Annotated in this window: 16 protein-coding genes; 9 read left to right on the forward strand and 7 right to left on the reverse strand. The window is 65.7% G+C overall.

The features are described from left to right. From CK489_RS37670 to CK489_RS37690, 5 genes are all read left to right on the forward strand, one after another. Positions 1-407, forward strand: a 407-nt coding sequence (locus CK489_RS37670) for a DUF2147 domain-containing protein (protein ID WP_143278314.1), incomplete at its 5' end; no start/stop codon positions are given. Positions 408-528: 121 nt separating this feature from the next. Continuing rightward, positions 529-1,626, forward strand: a complete 1,098-nt coding sequence (locus tag CK489_RS37675) for a helix-turn-helix domain-containing protein (protein WP_158226558.1) — start codon at positions 529-531, stop codon at positions 1,624-1,626. A 131-nt stretch (positions 1,627-1,757) separates the two neighbouring features. Then, the gene (locus CK489_RS37680) at positions 1,758-2,405 is read left to right on the forward strand and encodes an inner membrane-spanning protein YciB (RefSeq protein ID WP_095735890.1); all 648 of its coding nucleotides are present in this window, start codon (positions 1,758-1,760) and stop codon (positions 2,403-2,405) included. Positions 2,406-2,421: 16 nt separating this feature from the next. Continuing rightward, positions 2,422-2,856 carry a hypothetical protein gene (locus CK489_RS37685; protein ID WP_245350703.1) on the forward strand — a complete coding sequence of 145 codons (435 nt, stop codon included), beginning with the start codon at positions 2,422-2,424 and terminating at the stop codon, positions 2,854-2,856. A gap of 159 nt (positions 2,857-3,015) precedes the next feature. Beyond that, on the forward strand, positions 3,016-4,545 hold the full coding sequence (locus tag CK489_RS37690) for a FecR family protein (protein ID WP_502694169.1): 1,530 nt from the start codon (positions 3,016-3,018) through the stop codon (positions 4,543-4,545). 75 nt (positions 4,546-4,620) lie between these two features. Here the strand turns inward: CK489_RS37690 and CK489_RS37695 are convergent, their stop codons facing one another. Together CK489_RS37695 and CK489_RS37705 are read right to left on the reverse strand one after the other, a co-directional pair. Next, positions 4,621-5,448 carry a class I SAM-dependent methyltransferase gene (locus tag CK489_RS37695; RefSeq protein WP_095735892.1) on the reverse strand — a complete coding sequence of 276 codons (828 nt, stop codon included), beginning with the start codon at positions 5,446-5,448 and terminating at the stop codon, positions 4,621-4,623. Positions 5,449-6,054: 606 nt separating this feature from the next. Further along, positions 6,055-6,360: a nickel-binding protein gene (locus tag CK489_RS37705; protein WP_050630012.1), complete on the reverse strand. Its 306-nt coding sequence runs from the start codon at positions 6,358-6,360 to the stop codon at positions 6,055-6,057. Between the two features lie 154 nt (positions 6,361-6,514). Between CK489_RS37705 and CK489_RS37710 the strand changes: the two genes are divergently transcribed. Further along, complete coding sequence (locus CK489_RS37710; protein ID WP_095735893.1) at positions 6,515-8,329, forward strand: winged helix-turn-helix domain-containing protein; 1,815 nt, start codon at positions 6,515-6,517, stop codon at positions 8,327-8,329. Here CK489_RS37710 and CK489_RS42970 read toward each other — a convergent pair whose 3' ends face one another. Together CK489_RS42970 and asd are read right to left on the reverse strand one after the other, a co-directional pair. Continuing rightward, on the reverse strand, positions 8,330-9,127 hold the full coding sequence (locus tag CK489_RS42970; protein WP_095735894.1) for an NUDIX hydrolase: 798 nt from the start codon (positions 9,125-9,127) through the stop codon (positions 8,330-8,332). It abuts the gene before it with no gap. 123 nt (positions 9,128-9,250) lie between these two features. Then, positions 9,251-10,120, reverse strand: coding sequence for an archaetidylserine decarboxylase (asd, locus tag CK489_RS37720; protein ID WP_095735895.1), 870 nt, complete (start codon positions 10,118-10,120; stop codon positions 9,251-9,253). A 34-nt stretch (positions 10,121-10,154) separates the two neighbouring features. Between asd and CK489_RS37725 the strand changes: the two genes are divergently transcribed. Next, on the forward strand, positions 10,155-11,819 hold the full coding sequence (locus CK489_RS37725; protein WP_095735896.1) for an aminotransferase class III-fold pyridoxal phosphate-dependent enzyme: 1,665 nt from the start codon (positions 10,155-10,157) through the stop codon (positions 11,817-11,819). 275 nt (positions 11,820-12,094) lie between these two features. On the opposite strand, the gene CK489_RS37730 is transcribed toward CK489_RS37725, so the two are convergent. The 3 genes from CK489_RS37730 to CK489_RS37740 all read right to left on the reverse strand — a co-directional run bounded on the left by CK489_RS37730 (position 12,095) and on the right by CK489_RS37740 (position 14,718). Continuing rightward, on the reverse strand, positions 12,095-12,712 hold the full coding sequence (locus CK489_RS37730) for a hypothetical protein (protein ID WP_095735897.1): 618 nt from the start codon (positions 12,710-12,712) through the stop codon (positions 12,095-12,097). Positions 12,713-12,939: 227 nt separating this feature from the next. After that, complete coding sequence (locus tag CK489_RS37735; RefSeq protein WP_050629930.1) at positions 12,940-13,629, reverse strand: class I SAM-dependent methyltransferase; 690 nt, start codon at positions 13,627-13,629, stop codon at positions 12,940-12,942. A 33-nt stretch (positions 13,630-13,662) separates the two neighbouring features. Then, positions 13,663-14,718: a glycosyltransferase family 4 protein gene (locus CK489_RS37740; RefSeq protein ID WP_095735898.1), complete on the reverse strand. Its 1,056-nt coding sequence runs from the start codon at positions 14,716-14,718 to the stop codon at positions 13,663-13,665. Between the two features lie 138 nt (positions 14,719-14,856). Here CK489_RS37740 and CK489_RS37745 point away from each other — a divergent pair, with 138 nt between their 5' ends. Together CK489_RS37745 and CK489_RS37750 are read left to right on the forward strand one after the other, a co-directional pair. After that, positions 14,857-16,239 (forward strand): TAXI family TRAP transporter solute-binding subunit, encoded by a 1,383-nt coding sequence (locus CK489_RS37745; RefSeq protein ID WP_095735899.1) that lies wholly within the window; start codon positions 14,857-14,859, stop codon positions 16,237-16,239. A 114-nt stretch (positions 16,240-16,353) separates the two neighbouring features. Further along, positions 16,354-17,136 (forward strand): sulfite exporter TauE/SafE family protein, encoded by a 783-nt coding sequence (locus CK489_RS37750; protein WP_095736060.1) that lies wholly within the window; start codon positions 16,354-16,356, stop codon positions 17,134-17,136. Positions 17,137-17,145: the final 9 nt, after the last annotated feature.

Genomic DNA, 17,145 nt, shown 5'->3' on the forward strand with positions numbered 1-17,145 from the left:
TTGCGACGGTGGCCCCCGCACCGGTAGACGCCGCCCCCGCTGCGCCCGCACCGCCCCCGGTCGCAGCACAGCCTTCGCCGCAGCCGCAGGCCGCACCAATTGCCGCAGCGCCGGCAGCGGCGCCGACCGGACCGATCGGCGTCTGGGCCACCGAGGAGAACAAGGGCAACGTCCGCGTCGAAGCCTGCGGCGCCAACCTCTGCGGCTATTCGGTCAAGAGCAACGAGCGCATCCTGATCAACATGAAGCCCGACGGCAGCAAGTGGAGCGGCCGCATCCACGATCCCGACTCCGGCCGCAACTACGACTCGACGATCGCGATGAAGGGCCCGAACGCGATGCGCGTGCAGGGCTGCGCCTTCGGCGGCATGTTCTGCGGCGGCCAGACCTGGAAGCGGGTCAGCTGAACCGCAACCGGCATCAGATTATTGTGGCTGCTCCGGCGATCGCTTCATGTCGATCGCCGGAGGCGCTATAAGCGTCGCAGTGTCGAGGTTGATTTGAACCTGCGGGCGGCTTGCGATGGCGATGACGGCTCTTGAACTCGGTCTCCGGGGCGCGGTGGTCGCGCTGTTCCTGGTGGTTTGCGCGGTGCTGCTGCTGCGCTACGCGGCGGTGCATCGCGCCGCGCATCTCGGTGCCGCGATGGGCGTCGCAGGCGCGGCCTATGCGATTTCCACCGCACCGTTCTTTCCCGCATCGTCTTTCGGCTGGAACTCTCCGTTCATAGCCTTCGCGATGGGCTCGCCGGTGATCTTCTGGCTGTGGGCGCGCGCGATGTTCGACGAGCGGTTTGCGCTGCGGCCGTGGCATGCGGCGGTGTGGACGCTGCTCGCCGGTCTTGGCGTTGTCAGCCACAATTGCTGGACGATCTGGCCCGATGCCGCCGGGGTGTGCGGCCGCGTCCTGGCGCTGGCGACGATCGGCTTCGCGGCGCTTGGGGTCGCGCAAATCCCGAAGGGATGGCGCACCGCCGCGACGACGGCGCGCGGCCGGATCCTGATCGCGCTGGTGACCGGCATCGGCCTGCAGATGATGTTCGCCGCGTCGGCCGGCCTCGCCGCAATTCCGACCCGGTCGATCAGCCTCGGCGCCGCGTTCGCCCTTGCCGCGTTCGCACTGATATCGATCTGGATGATGCTGTTCGATCCGCCCGAGAGCCAGCCAGCCGTCGCCGGCGGCGGCAACGGCCCGCCCGCGCGGGGGGCGCGCGCGCTCGCGCATGCCGGCCCACCGCCGTCGAGCGAGGCCGCGCTCAATCACCTCAGACACCTGATGGCGACCGAGCGGACCTATCGGCAGGAGGGGCTGACCATCGGCGTGCTGGCGGTCAAGCTCGGCATGCCGGAATACCGGCTGCGCATCCTGATCAATGACGGGCTCGGCCACCGCAACTTCAATGCCTTCCTCAACCGCTATCGGGTCGACGAGGCCAAGGCGGCGCTCGCCGATGCCGGCCAGGCCGAGGTGCCGGTGCTGACGATCGCGCTCGATGCCGGGTTCCAGTCGCTGGCGCCGTTCAACCGCGCCTTCAAGGCGGACACCGGGCTGACGCCGACCGAGTTTCGCCGGCAGGCGATGGCCGGGCAAACCGCGGATGCGGTGGAAATCGTCCGGTCGGAGTGAGAATTCGCTCCTCGATTTCAGAAATCGATAGGCTTGCAGCCCCACAATCTGCCTAGCTGTGCCGACGCAGCCGCCGCGTCGCGGCAAGGCGTGATCGGGCGTGACCAAAGGCAAGCGGAGCGCAACAGCCCATGAAGCATTTCCTCACCGCGGCAAGGCTGCTGGCACTCGACCTGGCGTCGACCCTTGTCTTTCTCGTTCTGTTCCTGCTGACGCACAACACGGCGCTCTCGGTCGGCCTCGGCATCGCGTTCGGCGTCGTGCAGATTGGCCTCCAGATCATGCGCGGCAAGCGGATCGACACCATGGAATGGCTCAGCCTGTTCCTGGTGGTCACCGCGGGCACCGCAACGCTCCTCACCAATGACCCGCGCTTCGTGCTGTTTAAGCCCAGCGTGATCTACGCCATCGTCGGCGTCGTGATGCTGAAGCCCGGCTGGCTCAACCGCTATCTTCCAGAGATCGCACAGAAAGTCGTGCCCGATGTCGCCGTCAAGGTCGGCTATGTCTGGTCGGGACTGATGTTCGTCTCCGCCGCGGTGAACGCCTTTGTCGCGCTGGCCTGCGACATCACGACCTGGGCCGTCGTCATGCCGACCTTCGGCATCGTCAGCAAGATCGTGGTGTTCCTCGGCGGCTTTGCCGCGCTCCGCCTCACCGCCCGGCGCCGCATCCGCGCGATGCCCGAGGCCGAGCGCGAAGCCGTGCTCGCGCTCGAGGGCGCGCCGGCGGCCCGCGCTGCCGTCACGGCTGATCTCACACCATCCGCGAGTGGTTAACGAAACAAACCGGTGCGTGACGAAACCATTTTGTCGGGTGCATGAAGAAGCGCTGAAACCAAACCTCCCTAGTGATGCGCCGGACGACGCGCTGCATCGGCGCGATCAGCACAAGGGGGACAAGATGGCTTTCACCGCTTCCGCGCTCCGTCACGGCAAACTGCTGGCGGCAACCGCGTTCACGCTCGGTCTGTTGACGTCCGCGTCCTATGCCTACACCGACGAGCAGCAGCAGATGTGTACCGGCGACGCGATGCGGCTGTGCAGTTCGGAAATTCCCGATGTCGATCGCGTCACCGCCTGCATGGTGCGCCAGCGCGCGCTGCTCAGCGACGGCTGCAAGGCCGTATTCCACTACGTGCCCCCAGCAACCGCCGCGCAGCCCGTAAGCTACGCCCCGGCGGCCAAGCCGATGAAGCCACTCAACATCACTCCTCACAAGCGCGGCTAACCAAAACCCCGACGACGACCAGGCACCGCGCCTCCTGCTGGGGGCGCGGTGCTTGATCGTTCCGGTCCGTCATGACAACAAGGCAGGACCGTTCATTCGGCATTCAGCCTGACGCGGCTCAATTGCCGATCCCCAATGCCTCCCCGGGAATCGATGGTGATGCGCCGCACCTTTCTCTTTGCGCTTCTGCTTGGTGCCGGCGTCGCCACGAGTTGGCATACAACGGCCGATGCCGCGCCCGGACTGACGCAACTCGCGCAAGCGCAGTCCGCTCCTGCTCCGGCCCCCGCTCCCGCCCCGGCGCCGAACGCGACACCGGCCGCGCCCGCGACGGCTGCTCCGGCCGCGACACCGCAAGCCACAGCGCCCGAGCCGATCGGCAACGTCGCGACGCTGACCGGAACCGCGACGGTCACGCGCAACAACACCACGGCGCCGCTGCAGATCCGCGACGACATCTTCGCCAATGACGATGTCGCCACATCGGCGACCTCCTCGCTCGGCATCACCTTCAACGATGGCACCACCTTCAACCTGCGCGCCAACGCCAGGATCACGATCGACAACTATGTCTATGAGGATGGCGGCCAGCAGAACAGCGCGCTGTTCAACGTCGCCAAGGGAACGGCGGCCTTCGTCGCCGCCGCCGTCGCCAAGACCGGCAACATGAAGATCTCGACGCCGACCGCAACCCTCGGCATCCGCGGCACCACCGGTCTTGTCGAGGTGCCCGAAGGCGCGAATGCGACCGGCAACAATGTCGGCATCAAGCTCTATCCCGACGCCGACGGACATGTCGGCCGCATCGAGGTCAACGACCGCGCGGGCGCCTCGCTCGGCGTGCTGACGCGCGGCGCCAGCGGCTTTGCGATTCGTCCCGGCACCGGCGGCGCCCGCTTCGCCGCGGTGCCGCTGACGATCTCGCCGCAACAGATGTCGCGCGATCAGGGGTTCGTGCGCGCGGTGCATTCCGCGCAGACGCTGGGCCGCCAAGTCGTGACCGAGCAGCGCGACTTCCGCAGAGCCAATCCCGACTTCCGCCGCACCAATCCGGCCGCGCCCTATCCGAACCGCGGCCAGCCGGTGCAGCCGAACCCGCAGCGCCAGAACGGCTTGCCGGGCCAGAACCGCAACACCCCGCAGCAGCCGGGCCAGCAGAATCGTCCGGGCCAGTTGCAGCAGCCCGGTCAGCAAAACCGTCCCGGCCAGCCGCAGCAACCCGGCACGCCCGGCCGGCAGGGTTCGCAACAGCAGCCGGGCACGCAGCAACAAGGCGGCGCCCAGCACGCGCTGCCCGGCCAGCCCGGCGGCACCACGCTGCCGCACGCGCCCGGCGTGCAAACGCCGGCCGGGCAAGTGCCTGCCGGACAGCCAGCACGACAAGGCGGCGCGACACAGCCCGGCGGACAACAGCAGCCCGCGCGTCAAGGCGGCCTGCAGCCCGGACGCACGCAGGTGCCGGGCGGCGTGCGCCAGCCAGGACAACCAGCGGCTCAACCCGGCGTGCCGCGACAGGGCACGGCGCAGCCGGCACCCGGTGAGGTGCGGCCCCGCATCCAGCAGGTCGCGCCGGGCGGGCGTCCCGGCATGCAACGGCCCGCCGTGCAGGCGCGCCCCGGCTTTACGCAACGGCGCGCACCGCCGCCGCGCGCGGCAAGGCCGCCGCCAAAGGACAAGCGACATTATTGAGCGATCGCATCAACAAACGAATGTGGCGCCGGCGAGAACGCCGGCGCCACATTCAGATCGACGAATAGCGGCAGGTCAGCCCCGCCTGGTGATCACGGCCTCGAGATATTCACTGGGAATGACCAGCGTTCCATCCTTGGCGACATTGAACTGATCCATCAGGCGGAATAGGTCGACGGCGAGCAATTGCTGCTTGACCGGATCGAGCGCTCCGAAGGCCTTCAGTACCGGGCCGTAATAGGTGCGGAAGATCTCGAGGAAATGCTCGCGCGACCGATAGCGGAAATTGAAGTGCCTGCGCTTGGCATCAACCGCCGCCTGCGGGCCGAACATGGCGCCGAGATGCGCCTCGGTGCCCCACAACGCCGGAGATTTCACGCCCGGAGCCGGCGGCACATATTTGCCGATGGTCTTGAACACCTGACCGATGAACCCTTCCGGCGTCCAGCTCGCAAGGCCGATCTTGCCCCCGATGCGGCAGACCCGGCGCAGTTCATTCGCCGACTGCTGCTGATCGGCGGTGAACATGACACCGAAGGTCGACAGCACGACGTCGAAGCTCGCATCGGCAAACGGCAGCTTCTCGGCGTCCGCCTCCTGGAACGTGACCGGCAGGCGTTCCGCGGCCGCCCGCTCGCGGCCGCGTTCGAGCAGTGCCGCAACGTAGTCGGTCGAGACCACGTCGGCAAAGCGCCGCGCCGCGGCCAGCGTCGCATTGCCGTTGCCGGCGGCGACGTCGAGCACCATTTGATTGCTGCGCAGGTCGACGGCCTCGCAGAGCGTTTCGCCGACGATCTGAAGCGTGGTGCCGACGATGGCGTAGTCACCTGAACTCCAGGTGGCTTGCTGGCGCGCCTTGACCGCGGCGAGATCGACGACGGGCATTTCGGTCTGAACGTTCATATGCTTCTCCTTTGAAAAAGTGGCGCGGCTCGCCGCAAGGCGGCTGGCTTCGCCGAAAACTCACGAGTTGCGTTGAAAAGTGCCGAGCAGTGCGAATGCTTCAATGCGCTGCGCGCTACGTGTGATAGCCGAGAAGGACCGGGATGCTGGATGCGGCGACAATGCTCCAGTCGGAGCGATGCCTGCAGCCATGCCTGCTCCGCTCGGACCAAACGGCCTGCTGTGCCACACCTGCCTGATGCTTCCGAACGGCAGGCTCCTCCGCTCTCGTGAACACGGGTGAGGACAAACCAGCAATCATCAGTCCGAGCACTGCGCTGCGAATGATCGGCCGGCACCAGCGGCTGCCTGCGGCCTTCGACCGCCGGCCGCCGGGCTCGCCCGGCATCAAGCGACTGGCCTGCCGCTCGCGATGTTCGAGCATGCCTGCGACCGATTGATTGACGATCCGGCGGATCCGCAACAGCAGGAAGGAGAAATGTCTTCGCACCGGACTTGAAGCGTACTCCATGAATGAAATCGGCATAATCGTTTCCTTGATCCAAGTATGATGGCGCCCCGGATCTTGCTTTGGCCGGGATGCACCATGCGACGCCCCCGCGGGCGTCATTGGGCTGCAATGGGCGGTTCGACGGGATCGCCACGCACCACGACGGTCGCTGCGACCTTGTAGAATTCCTCGCCGGGCATGCCGACGCAGCGCGCGTGGTCCCGGATCGAGTCGCCGTCGCGCGCCTCGTAGATGCAGAATGTGCCAATGCGACCATCTGCCTCATGCACCACGTAGCTGCGGATCCAGCGGACGCGATCCGGCATCTGCTCGTCGCCGATCCTGGCGGACGTTGCGCCGGCGCGCTCGAGCTCGCTCATGTTTGCCCAGGCGCTCGGACGGCGAATGACATAGAGTTCCATCGAAATCTCCTCGGTTGCGGCGGTTGAACGGCAGGCTGCGGTGATCGCGGCCATGGTCAGCTATAGGCGCCATCAGCGCCAACTGTCCTTACCGCGGGCTGATCATTGTCTGATCTTTGCCTGAACCTTTTCCGCCGAGCCCGAACCTATACACATGGCATTCTCATTTGGACTGTTCGAGCTTGATGAAGCTGGACGCGTACTGTTGTGTGCGCGGCAAGAAGTCCCGTTGCAGCCGCGTGTGTTCGACTTGCTGGTCTATCTCGTCCGACACCGCGACCGGATGATCTCCAAAGACGAACTCCTCGAAGCCGTGTGGCCCGATGTGACGGTCACCGACAACTCGCTGCAGCGTGCGGTGAGTTCGTTGCGCGCCGCGCTGCGCAGGGGCGGCATGGACGGCGCGATCCGCAATCTGCCGGGGAAAGGCTATCGCTTCTTCCTCGAGTCCGAGATCAGGCAGCCGGAACGCAATGACCGCAAGAACGCGGATGGCACCGTCGGTGCAATCGGTGCAATCGGCCTCGCCCGCCGTGCAGCGGCCGGGCAATTGTGGCTGCAGGCAGCAACCCTGTTCGCGAGCGCAGACGAAAACGGCGAGCTGAACGCTGAAGATTTGCACAACTGGGCTCTTGCCTTGCAATGCCTCGGCAAGGCGACGGCAGCCATTCCGATTTTTGTTCGCGCGGTCGCAGCGCGCAGCGAGGCCGGCGACGCTGCCGGCGCCGCGGTCGACGCGATCGCGCTCTCGGGCCTGCATTTCGAGAGCGGTCAAGCCGCGATCGGAAAAGGCTGGCTTGCGCGCGCCGAAGATTGGGCCTCGCGGATCGACGATCCTCCAACGACGGCCCTGCTGTTATGGATGAAGTCGAAACTGGCTGCGTTCGACGGCGAGCCGGAACAGGCTCTCGCCTTGGCCGACGCTGCCTACACGTCCGTCAAATACAAGGATGCGCTCAACATCGAGGCGCTGAGCCTGGCCTATCGCGGCTTCTATCGGCTCTGCCTCGGTGACACCCATGGTGGATTGGCCGATCAGGATCATGCCGCGGCCGTTGCACTGTCCAGCACCAATCTGGACCCGATCATGGGTGGCAGCCTCTACTGCAACATTCTCTGGGCCGCCCGGATGTTCGGAGATTGGGCGCGGGCCGACCAGTGGACGCGGAGCTACCAGAACTTCTGCTCGGGCAGCGGCATGGAATTGACGGGTTCATGCCAGTTGCATCGCTCCGAGGTGCTCGGCATCAGGGGCTCGCTCGACGAGGCGCTGGCGCGCATCCAGGACGCGCTCGCGCGCCTGACCAGCGATGCGCCGTGGTCGATGGGCGATGCAAACCGGGTGCTGGGCGATATCCTGGCTGCGATCGGCGATGACGACGCGGCGCTTGAAGCCTATGACAGGGCCTACACGCTCGGCTGGTGCCCGGAGCCGGGCCGCGCCATGCTGCTGCTCGCAAGAGGCGAAGCGGAAGCCGCCTATGCAAGCCTCGAACGAAGTTTGATCGGCAAGACCTGGTGGACATTGCAACGGCGGGGAATCCTGCTCGCGCATTTGGCGCTGGTTGCCGCGCACACAAATCGAACCGGTCAGGCAAAGGCGTTGATCTGCGAGCTTTCCGGAAATCCGGATCGCTGGCCGATGCCCTCGATCCGCGCGCTCACCAACGAAGCGCAGGCGATTCTCGCCCTTTCCCGGCAGGATCATGAAACAGCGATGCGGCATCTGCATCTCGCCCGCCAATTGTGGTCCAGCATCGAGGGGCGGGTCCAGATCGTGCGGCTGAGGCTGCAGATTTCCCGCCTCCAGCTGGAGCGTGGCGACACTCGCGGCGCCATGGCCGAGGTTCATGCCGCACAGCTTTTGGCCCGTGAATTGGGTTCGCCCAGGCGTGTTGCCGACTGCGTCGCCTTGCAGCACGACATCGCCACCTGGCGGCCAGCCGCAAGACGTCAGATGTGCGGCTGATCACGCCGCGCGGCGCAGCCAGTCGCGCACGCGCTCGATCAGGTTCTTGCGCGGCGTGGGGTGAACTGCCGAAGCCACGGGATCGATCTCACGCCCGAATGACGGCGGCTGCTCGGTTGGCGCGGCGCCGACGCCATGCTCGGCCTTCACCGCCTCGCCGGCATCGGCAACGTCGTACTCCGCCATGACCGGCACCTCGACGGCCACGTCCGCGGTCACCGGCGGCTCAGTGGCCTCGGGCACCTCAGTGACCACGGGCGCTTCAGCGACCACGGGCGCTTCGGTGACCGGAGTCTGCTCGGCCGCGGGCAGGATCGCCCCCTGCCGGTTGCGCCGGCGCTCCGCGGCAGCAAGGCGCAAACGCGCGCGGCGTTCGCGCTCGGCCAGCGCTGCGGCCTGCAACGCGATCGGTCCGACATTCTCCAGGAACGTGCGCTCATAGCTGCGTGACAGTCGTTCCAGCGCCGCATCGAACGGCAGCCAGTCGACTTCCTTGATGTCGCTCATCAATTCGCGCACCGGCTTGCCGCCGGCGTCCATGCGCCAGTAGTGCACCACCTTCGAGCGCCCGCCCGAATCGTAGACCAGCGTGCCCAGGAATTCGTGCACCTCGACATCGTGGCCGGTCTCTTCGAGCACCTCGCGTTCGGCGGCGTCGCGCGCGGTCTCGCCGTCGTCGAGCTTGCCCTTCGGCAGCACCCATTCGTTGCGCTTGCGCAGGCGCACGACGGCGATGCGCGGCGGGCTCTCCCGCCGCAGCACAATGCCTCCCGCCGCCAGCACAGGCGTCCGCGCCATCTCATATCCATCAGGTTTGCGATTTAGGATCGTCGCACGACGATCCCGAACATTCTAAAGCATGATCGCGAAAAGTGGAAACCGCTTTTCATGCCCAAACAATGAGCCGATGCGCACGCGAGATCACATTGCAGGCTTGCGCAACAAAGGTTCGCCGCATTTGATCCGCGTTCCCTCGGCGACATTGTCGCAGAACTCGAAATTGTCAGGCGCGAGCACGATGATGGTCGAACCATGCTCGAACCAGCCGAGCTCGTCGCCCTTCTTCACATGCGCGTCACAGGGAAAGTCCACCGGCCCCCGCGACTGCGCGTTCAGCGTGACGTCGAGGAAATGCAGGCGAAGGCTCGCCACCAGGATCGCGGCGACCGGAACCAGGGTCAGCGCCTCGCCGGTCGGAAGCTTCGCGCGCAGCACCGCGCGCTCGTTCTTGCAGAACAGCCGCTCGACCCGCTTCAGCGCGATCGGATTGACGTTCCAGACGTCGCCATGGATGAACGTCACCTTGTCGATGGCAAGGTCATACGGCGCGTGGAAGCGGTGATACATGCTCGAGGTCAGCCGCAGCGTCACGAAGCGGCCGTTGCTATGCTGCTCGACCAGCGCCGGATCGCCGAGCAGGTCGAGCAGCGAATAGGGCGCGCCCTTGACCTGGAACAATTGCCCGTCCTCAATCCGGCCATGGGCGCCGATGATCGCATCCGATGGGCTCGCGATGATGGCGGGATCGGCCGCCGCCGGGCGCAGGCCCGGCTTCAGCTCACGGGTAAAGCAATCGTGCAAACTCTTGAATTCGGTCTTCTTCGCTTCCGACAGGTCGAGGTTGGAGAACAGCTTCCAGCAGGCGATCGAGGCATCGCGCACCAAGGGGCTCTCGATCTTGGAAAACCAGCCCATGAAGCGGGTCAGCGCGGCCCGCGGAATCCGGTTGGTGAGCAGGAAATTGAGGTCTTCCTGCTGGGTAAATGCCGAGATCAGGCCCTTGACTGTCATGAATTTGTTAGGTGCCGAGGCTAGCGCTTCTGTCATGGAAACATCCCTTCCGATTCTCTCGCTGTCCGCCGCCGCACTTGCCGGCGCCGCCGCAGCTTTCCCCAAAATTCAAGCCCGCATCGCGCTGTCGCGCGCCAAGCACCGCTCGCTGACCGGACATTCCAAGATGTCCAAGATGGTGGCGCGCATGGTGCCGCACTACGAATTCGGCATCGACGAGTTCTTCTGCTCCGACGGAGCGCCGAAGGACATCGCGATGCAGCGGCAGGACGGCTTCTTCCGCCTCGCCGGCCTCTACCAGGATCGCTACCCGAAGGGCCGCGCGCTCACCACCGAGGTGACGGAGCGGATCTCCGACCTGCAGTTCACCGAAAGCTACCGCGTGCCGTTCCAGTACAGCCGCCTGGTGCGCGAGCATCTCGGCACCTCGGCCTTCGTCGAGGCTTCCCGCGGCGTCACCGTCACCGATGTCGACGGCAATGTGTCCTACGACCTGACCGGCTCCTACGGGGTCAACATCTTCGGCAACGACTTCTACAAGGAGTGCATCGCCGAGGGTGAGAAGCGCGCCCATGCGCTGGGTCCGGTGCTCGGCCCCTACCACCCTGTTATCGCCGACAACGTCAAGCGCCTGACCGAGCTCTCCGGCCTGGACGAGGTCTCGTTCCACATGTCCGGCACCGAGGCCGTGATGCAGGCGGTGCGGCTCGCGCGCTACCATACCAAGCGCACGCACCTCGTGCGCTTCGCCGGCAGCTATCACGGCTGGTGGGGCGAGGTGCAGCCCGGCGTCGGCAATCCGGTGTCGCCGCACGAGACCTACACGCTCGCCGACATGTCGGAGAAGACGCTGCACGTGCTGCGCACCCGCAAGGACATCGCCTGCGTGCTGGTCAATCCGTTGCAGGCGCTGCACCCGAACTCCAACGCGCCCGGCGATTCCGCGCTGGTCGATTCGTCGCGCTCGTCGAAATACGACCGCACCGCCTACACCGAATGGCTGAAGAGGCTGCGCGAGGTCTGCACCGAGCGCGGCATCGTCCTGATCTTCGACGAGGTGTTCGTCGGCTTCCGTCTCGCCGCCGGCGGCGCCCAGGAATATTTCGGCGTCAAGGCCGACATGGTGACCTATGGCAAGAGCCTTGCCGGCGGCCTTCCGGTCGGCGTGGTGTGCGGCCGCAGGGACCTGATGCGCCGCTTCCGCGACGACCGCCCCGCCGACATCTGCTTCGCCCGCGGCACCTTCAACTCGCATCCCTATGTGATGACGGCGATGGATGAGTTTTTGAGCCGGCTCGCCAGCCCGAACTTCCGCTCGATCTACAACGGGCTGGACGAGACCTGGAACGGCCGCGCCAATGCCCTCAACGACCGCCTCGCGGCCGCGGGCCTGCCGGTTCGTGTCGGCAACATCTCGTCGATCTGGACGGTCTATTACACCGAGCCGTCCCGCTACAATTGGATGCTGCAATACTACCTGCGCGCCGAGGGACTGGCGCTGAGCTGGGTCGGCACCGGCCGCCTGATCTTCACCCTGAACTACACCGACGCCGACTTCGCCGAGGTCAGCGATCGTTTCGTCGCGGCCGCCGAGAAGATGAAGCGCGACGGCTGGTGGTGGCACAAGGAAGGCGTCACCAACAAGAACATCAAGCGGCAGATCCTGAAGGAGATGGTCGCTGTGAAGTTCGGGCGCTGACGGCTGGCCCTGCCCTCTCCCCCCCTCGCTCCGCTCTTGCGGGGAGAGGGTTGGGGTGAAGGGCTGCATCCACAAAATTTGTGACAGACGGACTCGCGGTGAGTCCCCCTCACCCGGATCGCCAACGCGATCCGGCCTCTCCCCGCAAGCGGGGCGAGGTGAAGTGGTCGTGCGGTGAAAACGGCTCAACGAGAGAGTATCCGACATGGCCCGAGAACGGTGATGCCCGGGACAAGCCCGGGCATCACGCAGTTGGAAGACGCTGGGAGCAACGATCAGGCGTGCTTGACGTGCTTCTCGAGGCCCGGATCAATCAGCTCGCCCTTCATCAGGAACAACGGCGCCTTGTGATAGAGCTTCAGATCGTGGAACGGGTCGGTGATGATCTTGGTCATCCAGACGAGGCCGGTCTCGACGTCGCGGATGAAGAACAGATGGATGGTACGGAACAAGAGGCCGCCGATGCCGACCGCGAGCCAGATCTTGGCCACCTGGCGGGTGAAGTCGCCCATCGTGACCCAGGGCTTGAACAGGCCGAACAGCGTCGGATCGAAATACAGCACCATCGGCGACAGCGCCCAGATCGCCATCAGCACGACCTTGCGCTGCAGATTGTAGCCGACCTTGATGTCTTCCTTGTGCTCGTGGGTCGCCTGGTTGACGTGGTCATACCCCTTCGGCTCGAAGAAGAAGTGACCGGCCTGGCGCGAGGTCATCGAGACCAGCCAGCCGACCAGCGCCGACACGACCGGATCGAAGAACAACATCACATAGGCGAACAGGAAGCTCAGGGCGCTGACGAAGTGCAGGCTCTGGTTGATCCGGCTGTGATGGTAGAAGCGATGGTCATCCCAGCGCTGGGTACGCAGCTCTTGCAGAAAATTCTTGATCATTGGTTCCCCCAACATCTTTCGGGACAGGATCTACAGGGATTCGATGTATCGCGTGTGACATCATCATAATGACATATGACAATGCGGAGCGACACCTTGACGCGACTGGAGCAGGCTCTCGCCTCATCCCGGAGATTTGCGGGGATGAGGCGAAGGAGATCGTGGCCTCCCGGTTTGCGGCGCGCTGTGCGCCACCTCACCCGGGACCGGCGGACTGGGCCGCCTCTTTAAGCCGCCTTGGCGACGTCCGCCTTGCGGAAGCGGACCAGCGAGAAATGGCCGAGCGGCGGGATCAGGCGGCGCTCCGCGAGCTCCATGCCGCGCGCGCCGGCGAGCCATTTGGTGTAGCGCGACCAGGCGAACTCGGCGGTGCGGAAACCGAGCGGGCGCACCACCGGCTGCAGCTTCTGCTCGATGAAACGGCGGACGCCGGCATCGGCGCTGACCCGGGTCAGGATGATCAATTCGCCGCCCGGACGCACCACGCGGGCGAATTCATCGAGGGCGGCTTCCGGGTTCGGCACCGCCGAGAGCACGTACTGCGCCATCACCACGTCGAACGAATTGTCGGGGAATTCGAGCTTCTCGGCATCCATCACCGCAAGCCCCTCGACATTCTTCAGGCCCTGCTCGGTGACCCGCTTCTTGGCCTTCTCGAGCATCGCCTCGGAAATGTCGGTGCCAAAGATACGCACGTTCTGGCTATAGAGCGGCAGCGAGATGCCGGTGCCGACGCCGACCTCGAGCACCCGGCCGCCGATCTTGTTGGTGGCCTGGATCGCGGCCTGCCGGCCCTTGCTGAAGACGCCGCCGAACACGAGGTCGTAGATCGGCGCCCAGCGGTCGTAGGCCTGCTCGACCGTTTCGCGGTCGAAGTCCATGGAACGGTCGGCGCCCAGCTTGATGATTTCAGCCATAGATAGTCTCTCGTCTTTCGTTCGATTGAGCTGCTAATTCGGAACCGCACTGCGGCCGGCGACGCGGCGGGCGGGCCGCGGCGCGCGGCTCGGCTGCAACGTGGCCAGATTGCCGATGAACTGACGCGCACTGTTTTCCCAGGAACGCTCCAACGCAAAATTGCGGCAGTCGGCGCGCGACATGTTCAGCGCGCGCAGGCAGGCGCTGCGCAGATCATTGTCGATCGCGCCGATCGGATGATCCGCGATGACGTCCTTCGGGCCGGTGACCGGGAACGCCGCGACCGGCGTGCCGCAGGCCAGCGCCTCGAGCTGCACGACGCCGAAGGTGTCGGTCAGGCTCGGGAACACGAAGACGTCGGCGGCGGCGAGGTGCGAGGTCAAATCCTGGCCCTTCTTCTCGCCAAGAAAGATCGCATCGGGATATTTCTGTTCCAGCGCCGCTCTCTGCGGGCCGTCGCCGACCACGACCTTGGAACCCGGCAGGTCCAGCGACAGGAAGGCGTCGAGGTTCTTCTCCACCGCGACGCGGCCCATCGTCATGAAGATCGGCCGCGGCAGGTCGAGCACGGCCGGCTGATCCGGATTGAAGATCCTGGTGTCGACGCCACGGGTCCAGAAGCCGAGCCTGCGGAAACCGCGATCGGCAAGCTCCGACCGCAGCGAGTCGGTCGCGACCATTGTCATCGAGCCTGCCGCATGGAAGTGCCGCAGCACGGCGTAGCCGACGCTGTCGGGAATTCCGGTGCGCACCGAAACATATTCCGGAAAGCGTGTCGTATAGGACGTGGTGAAGGCGAGCTTGTTGCGCTGACAATAGCCGCGCACCGCCCAGCCGATCGGCCCTTCGGTCGCGATGTGGATCGCCTCGGGTGCGGCCTCCTCGATCCGGCGCGCGATTTCGCGCCGGTTCGGCAGCGCCATCCGCAGCCCCGGATAGGTCGGCACGCCGACCGAACGGAAGCCGTCGGGAGTGAGGAATTCGATCTCGGCGCCGAGTGCCGCTGCGCTGCGCGCAAGCGACGTCAGCGTCCGGACCACGCCATTGACTTGCGGATGCCAGGCATCGGTCGCAACGAGTATGCGCATCGCAGGAGACCCAAATCGTTAATCTTGATTCTGCTCGCACGACGTTCTGACATGGATGTTTCAAACGTATGACGTCATCGAAATGTTAGGTTGTTTTTCACGGCAAACGGCCGGTTTTTCGTGTAACATGACAGACAGATGTCAGAGCAGAGCGAACATCCCGGCACCACGCGCCGCAGGCTCAGACGGCGAAACTCGTCGCTCCTGATCCTTGCGGTCGGCATCCTTGTGTTTGGCGCCGCCGCCGGCGCGCTGTCCTACGCCTTGCGTCCAGTGACGCTGACGATCGCCGTCGGCCCGACCGGCAGCGACGACATCAAGCTCATCCAGGGCTTCGCGCAGGCGTTTGCCCGCGACGGGAGCGCGGTGCGATTGAAGCCGGTCCCGACGCAAGGCGCCGCCGAAAGCATCGCGCTGTTCACCGCCAACAAGGTCGATCTCGCGGTGGTGCGCGGCGATCTCAGCCTGCCGGCGAGCGCCGAGTCGGTTGCGGTCCTGCGCAAGAACGTCGTCGTGCTGTGGGCACCGTCGGGCGGCAAGGGCAAGCAGCGGCCTGCGAAGATCAAGAGCATCGACGATCTTGCCGGTCACAAGGTCGGCGTGATCGGCAGCACCCAGGCCAATGTCACGCTGCTGCGCGTGATCCTGACCGAGTCCGGCGTCAACCCGGACAAGGTCGCGGTCAGCCAGTTCGCCGTCAACAAGGCAGCGGACCTCGCGCGCGATCCATCGCTCGACGCCTACATGACCGTCGGTCCGCTCAACAGCAAGGTCACGGCGGATGCGATCGCCGCGACGGCGGCCGCGCGCGGCGAGCCGAAATTCATTCCGATCGAGGTCTCGGAAGCGATCGCGCAGAAGCATCCGCTTTACGCATCGGAAGAGATCGCCGGCAGCATCTTCTCCTCGTCGCCGGCACGCCCCGAGGACAAGGTCGAGACCGTCAGCGTCAATCACCTGATCATCGCGCAGCACAATCTGCACGAGGCGACCGTCGGCACGCTGGACCGGCAGCTGTTTACGCAGCGCCTCCAGGTCGCGCGCGACCTGCCGGCGGCGGCCAAGATCGAGAAGCCGGACACCGACAAGGACGCCGCATTGCCGGCGCACCAGGGCGCCGCCGCCTATATCGACGGCACCGAGCGCACCTTCCTCGAGAAATACTCGGACTACATCTGGGGCGGCATCCTGCTGATCTCCGGCTTCGGGTCGGCCGGCGCCTGGCTGCGCCACCACATGAAGCGCGACGAGCGCGAGCAATACATCACCCATCGCGACAATCTGCTGACGCTGATCTCGCGCGTACGCAGCGCCGAGACGCCGGAGCAACTCGCGGCGATGCAGGGCGATGCCGACGCATTGCTGCGCGAGGCGCTCGATTGCTACGACGACGGCGCGATCGAGGAAGGCGACCTGTCGGCGATCGGGCTGACGCTCGAGCAATTCCATCACGCCGTCTCCGACCGCCGAGCCGTGATCAGCGGCGACCGGACGGGCCTGCCGAGGATGCGCACCGGCTAGAGCCGCGTACGCCGATTGCACCGAGAGCAATGTGCACCGAGAGCAATGTTTGGATTGCGCGTGCCTGCGCACGTGGCCATGTATGAGTACGACCACAACGCTCTGCACGACACCATGATCACGTCCATCATTGCTGACCTGCCCGCGCCGTTCGTGCTCGCGGTCGCGCTCGCCGGCGTTTTCCTGATCGCGTTCATGAAGGGCGCGTTCGGCGGCGGCTTTGCCATCGTCGGCATTCCGCTGCTTTCGCTGGCGATGGATCCGATCGCGGCCGGCGCGCTGCTCGCGCCGCTGTTCGTGGTGATGGACATCACGGCGCTGCGGTTCTGGCGCCCCAATACATGGTCGCGGGTCGACCTCGCGATGCTGCTGCCCGCGCTCGTCGTCGGCATCGGCCTCGGCTATTTCGTGCTGCGCGATCTCGACCGGCATGCCGTCGAGATCGTGATGGGCCTGGTGACGCTGGTGTTCGCCGCGCTGTGGTTCATCGGCGGCGGCGAGATCAAGCCGCGTCCGCGCTCGACCATCAAGGCCACCTTCGCCGGGCTCTCCTCCGGCGTCACCACGATGGTCGCGCACTCCGGCGGGCCACCGCTTGCGATCTATCTGCTGCCGCTCGGCATGTCGAAGGCGCTCTACGCCGGCACCACCAGCCTGTTCTTCACGGTCGGCAACCTCCTGAAGGCAGGCCCCTGGCTGGTGCTCGCGACGCCGTCGCGGAGCCTATGGATGCTGATGGCGCTGTGCGTGCCGGCCGTGCCGGTCGGGGTCTGGGCCGGCTGGCGGCTGCACGAACGCCTCGACCAGCGTGCGCTGTACCGCCTCTGCTACGCCATCCTCGTCGTCACCGCGGCCAAGCTGCTGTGGGACGGATTGGCCGGATACATTCGCCTCTGAACGTTGCCG

Origin of the sequence: Bradyrhizobium sp. UFLA03-84, from assembly GCF_002289535.1 — a bacterium.
In the GTDB taxonomy this organism is placed as follows: Bacteria; Pseudomonadota; Alphaproteobacteria; order Rhizobiales; family Xanthobacteraceae; genus Bradyrhizobium; species Bradyrhizobium viridifuturi.

What these genes read in the sequence shown, in the direction of transcription:
- CK489_RS37675 (WP_158226558.1), top strand. Translation starts at nt 529, where the DNA reads ATGACGGCTCTTGAACTCGGTCTCCGGGGCGCGGTGGTCGCGCTGTTC.
- CK489_RS37680 (WP_095735890.1), top strand. Translation starts at nt 1,758, where the DNA reads ATGAAGCATTTCCTCACCGCGGCAAGGCTGCTGGCACTCGACCTGGCG.
- CK489_RS37690 (WP_502694169.1), top strand. Translation starts at nt 3,016, where the DNA reads ATGCGCCGCACCTTTCTCTTTGCGCTTCTGCTTGGTGCCGGCGTCGCC.
- CK489_RS37695 (WP_095735892.1), bottom strand. Translation starts at nt 5,448, where the DNA reads ATGAACGTTCAGACCGAAATGCCCGTCGTCGATCTCGCCGCGGTCAAG.
- CK489_RS37705 (WP_050630012.1), bottom strand. Translation starts at nt 6,360, where the DNA reads ATGGAACTCTATGTCATTCGCCGTCCGAGCGCCTGGGCAAACATGAGC.
- CK489_RS37710 (WP_095735893.1), top strand. Translation starts at nt 6,515, where the DNA reads ATGGCATTCTCATTTGGACTGTTCGAGCTTGATGAAGCTGGACGCGTA.
- CK489_RS42970 (WP_095735894.1), bottom strand. Translation starts at nt 9,127, where the DNA reads ATGGCGCGGACGCCTGTGCTGGCGGCGGGAGGCATTGTGCTGCGGCGG.
- asd (WP_095735895.1), bottom strand. Translation starts at nt 10,120, where the DNA reads ATGACAGTCAAGGGCCTGATCTCGGCATTTACCCAGCAGGAAGACCTC.
- CK489_RS37725 (WP_095735896.1), top strand. Translation starts at nt 10,155, where the DNA reads ATGGAAACATCCCTTCCGATTCTCTCGCTGTCCGCCGCCGCACTTGCC.
- CK489_RS37730 (WP_095735897.1), bottom strand. Translation starts at nt 12,712, where the DNA reads ATGATCAAGAATTTTCTGCAAGAGCTGCGTACCCAGCGCTGGGATGAC.
- CK489_RS37735 (WP_050629930.1), bottom strand. Translation starts at nt 13,629, where the DNA reads ATGGCTGAAATCATCAAGCTGGGCGCCGACCGTTCCATGGACTTCGAC.
- CK489_RS37740 (WP_095735898.1), bottom strand. Translation starts at nt 14,718, where the DNA reads ATGCGCATACTCGTTGCGACCGATGCCTGGCATCCGCAAGTCAATGGC.
- CK489_RS37745 (WP_095735899.1), top strand. Translation starts at nt 14,857, where the DNA reads ATGTCAGAGCAGAGCGAACATCCCGGCACCACGCGCCGCAGGCTCAGA.
- CK489_RS37750 (WP_095736060.1), top strand. Translation starts at nt 16,354, where the DNA reads ATGATCACGTCCATCATTGCTGACCTGCCCGCGCCGTTCGTGCTCGCG.